Source organism: Staphylococcus arlettae (assembly GCF_002902345.1).
GTDB lineage: Bacteria > Bacillota > Bacilli > Staphylococcales > Staphylococcaceae > Staphylococcus > Staphylococcus arlettae.
This window is the reverse complement of the sequence record NZ_PPQB01000023.1, coordinates 21,269-32,829: the sequence shown is the minus strand read 5'-3', so window position 1 is coordinate 32,829 and position 11,561 is coordinate 21,269. Positions and strand designations below refer to the sequence as shown.

9 protein-coding genes are annotated in these 11,561 nt (G+C 33.4%); 1 reads left to right on the top strand and 8 read right to left on the bottom strand.

Annotated elements, in window-relative coordinates; all coding sequences use genetic code 11:
• Nucleotides 1-138: 138 nt before the first annotated feature.
• Nucleotides 139-843, bottom strand: a complete 705-nt coding sequence (locus tag CD036_RS11575) for an SDR family oxidoreductase (protein ID WP_021459759.1) — start codon at nucleotides 841-843, stop codon at nucleotides 139-141.
• A gap of 171 nt (nucleotides 844-1,014) precedes the next feature.
• Here CD036_RS11575 and CD036_RS11570 point away from each other — a divergent pair, with 171 nt between their 5' ends.
• Complete coding sequence (locus CD036_RS11570) at nucleotides 1,015-1,284, top strand: DUF1413 domain-containing protein (RefSeq protein ID WP_002510003.1); 270 nt, start codon at nucleotides 1,015-1,017, stop codon at nucleotides 1,282-1,284.
• A gap of 58 nt (nucleotides 1,285-1,342) precedes the next feature.
• On the opposite strand, the gene CD036_RS11565 is transcribed toward CD036_RS11570, so the two are convergent.
• From CD036_RS11565 to gntK, 7 genes are all read right to left on the bottom strand, one after another.
• The gene (locus tag CD036_RS11565; RefSeq protein ID WP_002510002.1) at nucleotides 1,343-1,528 is read right to left on the bottom strand and encodes a hypothetical protein; all 186 of its coding nucleotides are present in this window, start codon (nucleotides 1,526-1,528) and stop codon (nucleotides 1,343-1,345) included.
• A 255-nt stretch (nucleotides 1,529-1,783) separates the two neighbouring features.
• Nucleotides 1,784-3,574: a beta-glucuronidase gene (gene uidA, locus CD036_RS11560; protein WP_103388735.1), complete on the bottom strand. Its 1,791-nt coding sequence runs from the start codon at nucleotides 3,572-3,574 to the stop codon at nucleotides 1,784-1,786.
• A gap of 23 nt (nucleotides 3,575-3,597) precedes the next feature.
• Nucleotides 3,598-5,001 (bottom strand): MFS transporter, encoded by a 1,404-nt coding sequence (locus tag CD036_RS11555; protein ID WP_103388734.1) that lies wholly within the window; start codon nucleotides 4,999-5,001, stop codon nucleotides 3,598-3,600.
• Between the two features lie 435 nt (nucleotides 5,002-5,436).
• Nucleotides 5,437-6,636 (bottom strand): AraC family transcriptional regulator, encoded by a 1,200-nt coding sequence (locus CD036_RS11550; protein WP_103388733.1) that lies wholly within the window; start codon nucleotides 6,634-6,636, stop codon nucleotides 5,437-5,439.
• A gap of 518 nt (nucleotides 6,637-7,154) precedes the next feature.
• On the bottom strand, nucleotides 7,155-8,228 hold the full coding sequence (locus tag CD036_RS11545; RefSeq protein ID WP_103388732.1) for a YkvI family membrane protein: 1,074 nt from the start codon (nucleotides 8,226-8,228) through the stop codon (nucleotides 7,155-7,157).
• Nucleotides 8,229-8,511: 283 nt separating this feature from the next.
• A complete protein-coding gene (locus CD036_RS11540) occupies nucleotides 8,512-9,870 on the bottom strand; it encodes a gluconate:H+ symporter (RefSeq protein WP_103388731.1) in 1,359 nt (452 codons plus the stop codon).
• A gap of 138 nt (nucleotides 9,871-10,008) precedes the next feature.
• Nucleotides 10,009-11,556 (bottom strand): gluconokinase, encoded by a 1,548-nt coding sequence (gene gntK / locus CD036_RS11535; protein WP_103388730.1) that lies wholly within the window; start codon nucleotides 11,554-11,556, stop codon nucleotides 10,009-10,011.
• Nucleotides 11,557-11,561 lie beyond the last annotated feature (5 nt).

Here is an 11,561-nt window from a genome sequence, read left to right as displayed (position 1 = left end):
GACTACAGGCTGAGGCAGTGCCCACGGAAAGCGTGCATAAAAACTGCCAATATAGCAAACAGTCAGCTACTGCCCATATGAAAAGAGGTTGGGACGAATCAGTATTCTCCCAGCCTCTTTTTTTCTTATGCCATCTAATTAAACCGGACGTACTGTCACTTCATTGACATTAACATGTGCTGGTTGTAATAAAGCATAGACTGCTGCTTCCGCAATGTCGTTAGCTTCTAATTTTTTACGTCCGCCCCAGTCTGTATCACTGCTTAACGGTGTGTCTACCATGCCTGGTGAGATACTCGTAACTCTTACACCAGTTTTCGCTAATTCTTTTTCTAACCCTTGTGTAATAGTATGCACTGCTGCTTTTGTCGCACTATATAATGTACTTTGTTTTGTAACTTCAAAGCCAGAAATAGACGCAATATTTATAATGTGACCAGAAGATTGTGCTAAAAATTCTGGTATTACGGCATTAATACCATACAATGTCCCTTTAATATTAACATCTATCATTGTATCCCATGCGTCCACATTGCCCTCAGTTACACTTGAGGATAACATTTGTCCCGCACTATTAACTAAAACATCAATTTGACCAAAAGTTTGTTTTGTAAATTCAATAAGCCCGTTGACAGACGCATTTGATGTAACATCAGTTACATGTGTTTCTACATTTACATCATATTGCGTTGTAATTTCTGTTTCTACGTTTTTAAGACGTGTTTCGTTTCTTCCTGCTAATACGAGATTGATCTTATGGCTAGCAAATGATTTAGCTATTGCTGCTCCAATACCACTACTTGCACCCGTAACGACTGCCACTTTATTCGCTAATTCTGTCATAAAATTCTTACCTCCATCTGTTTTACTTTTTACTACGTTCACTTTATCATATTCTATAAAGAGACTTTACTGTTATGCTTTAGTGAGCCAATTACTACCGATAAATACATGCAAAAGTTTATTTGGTAGTATAAACTAGAATGTAATCATAATATTTTAGGGGGATTAATGATGACTTTCGATACACGACTAGACGCATTACGTCAACAAAAGGATCGTACAAGTTTTAGCTTTAAGTTTGCAGAGCTCTTTTCAGCAGAAGAATGGATTGACTTAGACTTAAATCATCGTAAATACCTTGAACGAGAATTTCGTCGCTACATTAATAACCATGATCATTTACGTATCCCATATGTTAGCGAAGACAACATACGTATGCGCATGTACAATTTAGAGTATGACTATAACGAGGTTAAAACCAATTTCAAAGCATATATTTAGCAATATAAAAAGCCAAGCTATCCTTTTCACTTATGAGGATACTTGGCTTTTCATTTAATTATGAAGCTGACAATAGTACTTTGCCATAGTTATACAACTTTTCAGCGTCCACATAGCAAATATAATCAATGCTCCGATAACCGTCTTTCAAATCACTTATCATGCCTTGGTTAACACCGGTATGTTTATATATGTCATAGCTACTTTCATTTGAAAAGATTACACTTTCAATAACTGCTCTCATAATTTATCACTCCAACTTATAATTTACTTTGTGAGTTTGTCTTTACACTTTTTATCTTACACAGTTCTGTATTAAATTAAAAGAATTTGTGATTAACTTCACAAAATAGTCATTTTTATTATTCCTAATGGACAATTTTTATATAGTAAAAATGACGAAGTATGAACCATCTAAAAAGTTTTCACACTACGTCATCTTTATTTTGTTACTTATACAACAACTCTATTTTATGACTATCATTACACGCGGAAAGTATTAATTTTTATAACCAAAATCTGGAATATTTTCCCAACGTTTTTTGAAATAATATGCTACCGATTTCGGACGACGTTCACGAGTGAAGATACCTTTCTTATTACCTTGTACACGGATTAAGCCAGCACTAGTTTCAAAATCAGCAAAATTCCATGTTTGCTCACCAATAAAGTTTGGATATTGGTCCACTACTTCGTGATTAGCTTCATAATAACGGACTTGATACTCTTCAGTAAACAACTCATCTGTAACAGTATGCAGTCCCGCTAAAGTATCTGCACCATATTCTGTGAACATAATAGGCTTATTAGGTTGAGCTTCTCCCCATGCGTCCAGTTCTTGTTGTAAAGCTATTTTGGCAGCTTCAAGGTCACCTGTTTGTGTGTACCAACCATAATATCTATTGAGACATAAGACATCTACTAAATCTTGAACTTGGCAGACGTCTGGTTGTGATGTCAGTATTGTAACTATAGTTACAGGACGATTTTGCGGATCTTGTTCACGTGCCAAGTTAATAAGTGGTTCGAAATATTCTTTTGCACCTTTTTCATTTGATGCTGGTTCGTTAGCAATTGACCACATTACAACACAAGCATGGTTTTTATCACGTGCAATTAATTCCTCAATCACCGCTTCATGGGCTTCTTTAGTACCTATTTCTTTAAATGTATCTCTATTCGTGCCACCATTTAATACCATATCAAAGTTCAGATGAACACCTACTGCTGTTGTCTCATCAATAACAACAATGCCTTGTTCATCAGCTAAACGCATCATTTCTTCAGAATATGGATAATGCGAAGTACGGAATGAATTACCACCAATCCATTTAATCAAATTAAAATCTAACACATTTGCTGGTTCATTTAACCCACGTCCACTATAATATGTGTCTTCATGTTTACCAAAACCTTTAAAATAAAAGGGCTTGTCATTAATTAAAAATTGGCCATTAGCAACTTTAACTGAACGAATTCCAAAAGGTTCTCTATAAGTATCTACGACTGTTCCATTATTAATAATTGAAACATCGAGCTGGTACAAGTATGCATTTAATGGTTGCCATAATGTAGGATTATCAATGTTAATTGTTCCTTTAGCATCAGTACTTTCACCTACAACCTGTTGTTGTTCGTCTAATACTTGCACATGCACCTCTGCTTGTTTATTTACCGACACATCATAATTGACTTTTGCGTGTGTTTCTAATACTTCAGGCACAATTGCAATGTCTTGTATATAAGTTTGAGGTGTTGTATAAATTTTTACAGGTCTATGTAAACCTGCATAGTTAAAGAAATCAAAGTTAGGATCATTCTTTTTAATGGTCGTATTATTTGGACCTTCTTGCTCATAATACTTGCCTACTGGTAATGTAGTTTCGTCTAGTATATTATTTACGCATACAGTTAATCGATGTTCACCAATAGCATCCTGTGTATCTAGTTCCACTTCGAATGGTAAAAATCCTCCAGTATGTGTAGTAACTATGTTGCCATCAATATACACTGTTGCTTTATGTGTTGCCGAGCCAAAACGTAAGACACAACGTTGACCTTCTAAAACTTTAGGAATAGTAAATTGACGTTCATACCACACATTTCCTACGTGATTACGTATTTCCGTTGTTACACCTTGATCATTGTATGAACCGGGTACAGCCATTACTTTGTCTGTATTTAATGGTTGAGAGACATCAATATTGTCATGATCATGTTCTAGTTTAAAACTCCAAACACCATTTAAATCTAACGTCGTTCTTGTTTCATTTGTAATTGGATATAGCATAATAGTATGCCCCTTTCGATTGATTATAGTTCTTCACGTAATGCTAATTCTTTTACAATTTGATTATGTCGCTTATCTGTTAATGGATAGAAAATTAAAAATATGAATAATCCTAGAATCGTTATAATTAAAGGAAAACCGAAGAAAACAAATTTCATGCCAACTATTGTACTTGCTGTTTGTTCCACATTTGATTTAAAACCTACCATAGCAAGTGCTAAACCAGGTAAGAAACCAGCTAAAGCTTGAGATAACTTTCTAGTAAAGCTATAACTAGAATAAATAATACCTTCAGAACGCAATCCATTTTGCCATTGTCCGTATTCCACAACATCTGCAATAAATGCCCATGATACAGTTGTTGGAATAACTAAAAACATGGAACCTAATGTATTTACAATTAAAAATGGAATTACTTCTCCACCGAATAATGTAAAATTCAATAACTCACAAATTGAAAAACCAGCCGTTCCTATTATAGCTGTCATTTTTTTACCGACACGCTTACTTATATACGTTGTGAGAATTACAGCCGGTATAACGACAATTACATTTAATGTACTTACAACGCCCACTAATCCTTCTTGACCTAGTACATAGTCAAAATAGAATAATTGAACATTTAGTTTTAAAAATTGAGCAGTTATTGTCAATAACGTATAAATTACTAAAACAATAAATGGTACATTTTTAAATAATGATAAAAAAGCTTTTTTACCTAAACCTTTAACATCAGGTCGTTCTACAACATGTCGCTCTTTTACTCCTTTATAACAAATCACATGGAATACCATTCCAAATATTGCTAACACTGCGACTGCAATAGGATAACCCACCGCTTCATTCGGGAATAAACTAACTATTGGTATAACTGACACACCTGCTAAAAACAAAGCACCTTGAGAGCCCATATTTCTAAAAACTGAGAGTTGCGTTCGATCATCGGCATTTAAAGTCATTGATGCTGATAATGAACCATATGGAATATTAACTACTGAATAAGCAGCATTAAATGCCATATAAGCTGCAAATGCCCAAATGATTTTTCCTGTTTCACTAAAATTAGGTGTTAAAAAAGTGACAACAGTCATTATTGCTAACGGCAGTGAGCCATATATAATAAATGGTCTGAATTTCCCCTTTTTACTATAATTTTTTTGATTATCTATATAACTTCCTACACCAACGTCTACAAATGCATCAAAGATTTTTGATACTAAGAAGACTAAACCAGCGTAGACACTTGAAATTCCTAAGACATCAGTTAAAAATTTTAGTAAGTAAATCTGCCCCATATCAAACATCATGCCGTTACCTAAATCACCAAAACCGTATGATATTTTTTCTTTCATCTTCAGTTTAGGTTCTTGAATGGCTTTAAATGTTTTTAATTTCTTATTTGCCGGCTTTAATTTCGTTACAACCATAATTTCACCCCTTTGTAAAAACACGCATAATAGCTAGCACCCTGAATGTAAGCGTTTTCTTATGTAGTTAAATTTTTTTCCTCCTTTGCATATATTCATTGCTTCTTTTATTCGCTTACTAATGCTTATTATATTTTTATATAGAAAACAGTCAACAATATATAACAACGTTGTTATATATTGCTGAACTCTTAATTTTGTGTTTTAAATAGAGTGAAAGTTGTAATTTCGGGCTTTCTCTGACATTGGATACTTGTATTATTATACTTAGCAATAACATGTGTGACGTAGCTTTTTTAATAGTTAAGTTAGAGCTAAACTTCTTATATTTGCATGTAAAAATTATTATATTTACATTTTCATTATAAATTTTACATAAGTAGTTACTCTTATTTTAAACATTCATAAAAACATAGGTTTCATGCAAATTTTAGATTACTGATTACGATATTTTAAAGGAGTAACTTTGTAATATTCTTTAAATTTTTGAGTGAAATAACTCGTCTGTTGATAACCAACAGCTTGTGCGATTTGTGTTACAGTCATATCTGTCCTATTAAGTAACGATTTAGCTTTTTTTAATCGTAATTCCGTTATAAATTGAGCTAACGAGCAACCCATTTCTTTATTAAAAATTCGAGATAAATATGCTGGAGCTAAGTCAACGTATGAGGCAAGCTGCTTCAAAGTTAACTGCCGTGATAAGTTTATTTCAATATATTGTATAACTTTGTTAATTTTAGGACTGTAAGTCGTAGCTTTTACTTTAATGGCACTTTCTGTATACTCTATTACCATACGTCGGATTACTTCATATAGTAGTTCCCCATCTTCCGTTTGATCAATAAGTTTCGCATATTTCGTAGATATGTAATCTATAGTTAATAAATTAACACCTGCTTTTTCAACAGCTTTACGACAAAGTACATTAACAATAAATGCCTTATATTGTGCATTTTTTATATTATCTCTCACACGTTTTAAACCGGCGACACTCATATTCATCTTTTCTAAAATTAGCATTGCCTCTTTCATATTGCCGTTTTCCACTGCTATCAACAATGTATTTTCCAGATTATATCGTGCTTCCAAATTTTGAGTGATATATTGTGTTTGTACTTCATAAGTCGCTTGTTTATTAATATTTAAATGAAAATTAAAATTGATATCTTCAATTTCATACACATATTGTCTTTCTTTAATAAAACGGACGACTAGCCGACACATTTTTTGCGCTTTAATGTGATTACATACTGGAATTTGTAGCAAATATTCTTTTAATACATTTAATTTTGTAACCTTTACATTTAACTCTTCTAACATAGCTTTACATTTTTGTTCGTTTGGACGCTGCTCTAAATAAGGTCCGACCAAATATACTTTATTTTGTTTATTATATTTAAAAAGTAACACGCTGACTCCAAAATAATTACGATAATGATAAATTTTATTACTTTTCATGCGTTGAATAAAATAACGGAATTTTTCTGTAAATTGTTTGCGTTGCGTATTGGTAAAAGGCGTTTTAATGTTATTAATTAAGCCTGATATATCATCTATAAAATAAGACTGTACTTCAATACCTAATAATTCAATCGCATGTGCTTTCAACATAGTTAAAGTGTCATAACTCATAATATCCCCACCCCTACTTATCCATTATATACAACCACATAGTAAGATTGTTAGAGAAAACATGTAAAGGAATTTAATAATTTTGGAAATTATAGCTAATTGGATAGAGTGAGCTCACTCACGAAAAATATAACTTAATAGGGTAATAACATAGTAAAGATTAAAAAATAAACGTTAATTTCTATCTGAAAAGATAGAGAATTTAACGTTTGCTTTATTTTTATAAAATTTTGTGAATTCAATACCATTGAGACTAAACCAACTTCTTGTTTAACTTTTTGGTTGTTTTCAATGGACCTTATTTTTGAATAACAAAATATAAATTGTACCGATTTTGAAATGTGTTGACGCCCGAGGGGAATAGTATGCGTGAGAGACTACAGGCTCGAACCATACCCCAGGCAAGCATGCACAGTCAAAATCGAATGTTTTAAATGTAAAGAGGGCGAATCCATATTAAGGATTCGTCCTCTTATTTTGACAATCGGATCTATGTCCAAGTCTCACTTATTTTAAGTTTACGTTTGCTTTTCACCAAATTTCAATTTAAATGGAGCATAAATTAATACAAAAATTAAAATCAAACCTAAATAACCAATTAATGGATAGAAAATTGCTACTAAATCTGTAAAACCAACAAAGCTTAACAATAATCCTATAATTACAGATACCGTATAAAATACTTTAAATCGCTTCGTATTCACTACGGTAAAACGTGTCGCAAAAGCATAAAACATACCAAGCCCCGTATTAAAGATCATCGCAAAAATTACAATTGCCATGATGAAACCTAAAATAGGTGAAATATTATTAACTATACCTAACATCGGCATATCCATTTGTCCTACATGATTAATTTGCATAAATATAGCCAAATGACTCAACACTATCATAATACCTAGTGCAATACCCCCAACTAAGCCGCCAATCGCTGCAACCTTCGGATTTTTTTCTGATCCTCCCATAACAATTGCCATGGAGGCACCTACCGCTGTATTAAATGACGCATAATTAATACCTGCTACTAGCCAATGTGGTAATGATGAAGGAATAGCATCTGATACTTTATGTAGTTCTCCAAATGATGTGTCTGTTGTCACAAAACTGTATATAGAAATAATAACAATAAAAATAATTAAAAATGGTGTGATGTTACCTATAACCTTTACAACACCATCAACACGAAGCATACCTGCTAAGATGATCAATATTGTCATTAATAACGTACCTACAACTGGGGGCACATTAAACTGCTGGTTTAAATTGGATCCAGCCCCTGCAATCATGACCACACCAACACCAAATAACGTAAATACGATGACAACATCAATTGCCCATCCTAATAACCTTCCTATAACTGAATTTCCAGTAATATTATGAATAACTTTTTTATGAGAGTCTGTTTTCGACCTACTACCTAACCAGACGAGCATCATGCCAACATAAGCAAAGATAGCTGTCGTAATAACTGCACCGAACGTCCCCATAATTCCGAAACTCGTAAAATATTGCAGCACTTCCTGCCCTGATGCAAACCCTGCACCAACAATAACACCTATAAAAGCGCTGGCAATTAATATAATTCTTTTCATATGTATAAACCTCCCCTTATAACTTACTATAACTTAATTGTTAAATTTATCAATTATTACTATTTAAGTAACATAATATATACAAACAAAAAACGCTAACAGTTAAATTGTTAGCGTTCTGAGTGTTTATTACATTGAATAATCACACTATAAATTAGACTAATAGATACATACCATACTTAATATATGGCATGTATCTATTTTACTATTATATTGTTTGTTACAGCAATATAAAAGATAAAAGCTATTCATTAAAATGTATATTATTAAACAAATAAGATATTTATACAAATAAACTTAGGAATAAGATAAAGATAATACCTGAAACTGAAATAATCGTTTCTAATAATGACCATGTTAAAAACGTTTCTTTTACTGTTAATCCAAAGTATTCTTTAAACATCCAAAATCCTGCATCATTCACATGAGACAAGATTACACTACCCGCACCGATAGCTAATACTACGAGTGCAACATTTACATCTGAATGTTGTAATAGTGGTAATACGATACCTGTAGTTGAAATCGCAGCAACCGTTGCTGAACCTAATGCAATTCTTAACACAGAAGCAACAATCCACGCTAATAGTATCGGAGACATTTCAGTACCTTCAAATAACGTAGCAATTGTATCACCGACTCCTCCGTCAATGAGTACTTGTTTGAATGTACCGCCACCACCAATAATTAAAAGCATCATACCGATGGGATAAATTGCATTTGACACAGAATCCATAATTTCTGAGTTTTTTCGCCCTTGTTTAACGCCCATAGAAAAGATTGCAAAGACTACTGCAATTAACATTGCAGTTCCTGCTGTACCTATAAAGTAAACAACAGATTCAAAACCATTAGTGGCTTCTTCATTACCTGTAATCAGTTGTACAATTGTAGATATCAACATTAAGATTACAGGTAAAATAGCTGTAATTAAACTCACACCAAAACTTGGCATTTCACTATCTTTAAAATCTTGTTGTGCACCTAAAGCTGAAATATCCCCTTCTCTTGTATAAGCTGTCGGAGTAATTTTTTGAGCAATTTTATTAAAGAATGGACCAGCAATTAATGTTACTGGTATAGCAATAATAATTCCGTAAAGTAATACATGTCCCAAATTAGCTTCTAATTCTTTAGCAATTACCACTGGTCCTGGATGAGGTGGTAAAAATCCATGTGTTACTGATAAAGCAGTAACCATAGGTAAACCAAGTTTTAATTGTGAAACTTGCGCACGTTTAGCAATAGTAAATACCAATGGAATTAACAAGACAAGTCCTACTTCGAAAAATAGTGCAATGCCGACAATAAATGCTGCAATGATCATAGCCCATTGTACATGCTTTTGACCAAATTTATTAATTAATGTGTCAGCAATACGCGTTGCACCGCCACCATCAGCAAGTAGCTTACCTAATATCGCACCTAAACCAAAGATAAGTGCAATATGGCCTAATGTACTTCCCATACCATTTTCTATTGTTTCGATTATTTTATCTAATGGCATACCTAACAATATTGCTGTAATAATTGATGTAATGATTAATGCAATAAAAGTATTTAATTTTAACAAGATTATAAGTGCTAACAGGATAGCGATTCCGATTACCACTGTAGCCAAAGGCCAAATTGTTTCAAACATTTTTATTTCCCCTTTCAAGGATAGATTTAACTGCCTTATGATAACGCTTACTTAAACTCCCAAACAAACTCTATTAAAAGTGTTTACGCACCTCTTTGTGTTCACATAGCAAAGAGCATCGTGCGTAAACAATATTATTTATTCCGCATGTTCCATATATTTGCGTTGGAAGTCAGCAATTTCTTCATAATGCGGTGCTAATGAGCGACTTAAATTGATAAAGATAGAAACTAGCTGTTGGTAGACTTCAACCTGTTCTGGTTCTGGTAAATGTTCATTTGTTGTGCCTACCATTGTTTCAATAATTGAAAAATCTTCAATTTCTCCTAATGCTTTCATACCTAACACACATGCACCTATGCACGAGCTTTCATAACTTTCAGGAACACTGAGTTTAGTATCAAAGATGTCCGCCATCATTTGGCGCCAAACACTACTTTTAGCAAAACCACCCGTAGCTTTTATCGTATTTGGTGTTTCATTCATAACTTCAATTAATGCAAGATATACAGTGTATAAATTATAAAGTACACCTTCTAATGCAGCGCGAATCATATGTTCCTTTTGATGTGACAAGGTTAAACCAAAGAATGAACCTCGTGCATCTGCATTCCACAATGGCGCACGTTCACCAGCTAAATAAGGATGGAAAATTAACCCCTCTGATCCTGGTTTCACTCTACTAGCGATACGTGTAAGTACGTCGTATGGGTCAACTCCTAAACGTTTAGCAGTTTCAACTTCACTAGCCAGTAGCTCATCACGTAACCATCGCAATACTACACCGCCATTATTTACAGGACCACCTATCACATAATGGTCTTCAGTTAAGACGTAACAAAATATTCTACCTTTATAATCTGTTCTAGGTTTATCAATAACAGTACGAATAGCACCTGATGTACCTATAGTTACGGCAACTTCACCTTTTTTATATGCATTGACACCTAAGTTAGATAATACTCCGTCGCTAGCACCTACGATTACTGGCGTATCCGGGTTAATGCCCATTAACGTCGCATATCTATGCTTCATTCCTCTCATAATATGCGTTGTAGGAACGACCTCAGGTAATTGTGTTGTTGTAATGCCTAATAAAGCTAATACATCTTCATCCCATTGTAAGGAGTCTAAATTCAACATCCCAGTAGCTGACGCCATAGATTGGTCAATGACGTATTGTTCATATAATTGGTAAAAAATATACGTTTTAATATCTACAAACTTCGCTGTTTGTTTAAATGTATTTTGTTGCTCATGTTGCATCCAAAATATTTTTGATAAAGGGGACATAGGATGAATCGGTGTACCTGTACGTTGATAAATATCGAAACCATTGTGTTCTCGGTTGATAAGATCCGCATACTTACTCGCTCTATTATCTGCCCATGTTAAATTTTCAGTAAGTCGTTTATGTTGTGCATCCATAGCAATCAAGCTATGCATTTGGGCACTAAAAGAGATTAATTTGATATCATCTTTTGCTATTCCTGATTCTCTAACAATGTATTTAACAGTCATTAACACTGCATCAAATAGTTCATCAGGATTTTCTTCTGAAACATCGACATTAGGTGTATGCAACTGATAACCAATATTGTGTTTCATAATAAATTGACCATGTTCGTCATATAATACTGATTTGGTACTTGTTGTTCCAACATCGACACCTATCATATATTTCATTTCGT

Bases quoted from the DNA above. Each gene is read 5' to 3' on its own strand.
- CD036_RS11575 (WP_021459759.1), bottom strand. From the start codon at position 843: ATGACAGAATTAGCGAATAAAGTGGCAGTCGTTACGGGTGCAAGTAGT.
- CD036_RS11540 (WP_103388731.1), bottom strand. From the start codon at position 9,870: ATGTTTGAAACAATTTGGCCTTTGGCTACAGTGGTAATCGGAATCGCT.
- CD036_RS11570 (WP_002510003.1), top strand. From the start codon at position 1,015: ATGACTTTCGATACACGACTAGACGCATTACGTCAACAAAAGGATCGT.
- CD036_RS11555 (WP_103388734.1), bottom strand. From the start codon at position 5,001: ATGGTTGTAACGAAATTAAAGCCGGCAAATAAGAAATTAAAAACATTT.
- CD036_RS11565 (WP_002510002.1), bottom strand. From the start codon at position 1,528: ATGAGAGCAGTTATTGAAAGTGTAATCTTTTCAAATGAAAGTAGCTAT.
- CD036_RS11545 (WP_103388732.1), bottom strand. From the start codon at position 8,228: ATGAAAAGAATTATATTAATTGCCAGCGCTTTTATAGGTGTTATTGTT.
- uidA (WP_103388735.1), bottom strand. From the start codon at position 3,574: ATGCTATATCCAATTACAAATGAAACAAGAACGACGTTAGATTTAAAT.
- CD036_RS11550 (WP_103388733.1), bottom strand. From the start codon at position 6,636: ATGAGTTATGACACTTTAACTATGTTGAAAGCACATGCGATTGAATTA.
- gntK (WP_103388730.1), bottom strand. From the start codon at position 11,556: ATGAAATATATGATAGGTGTCGATGTTGGAACAACAAGTACCAAATCA.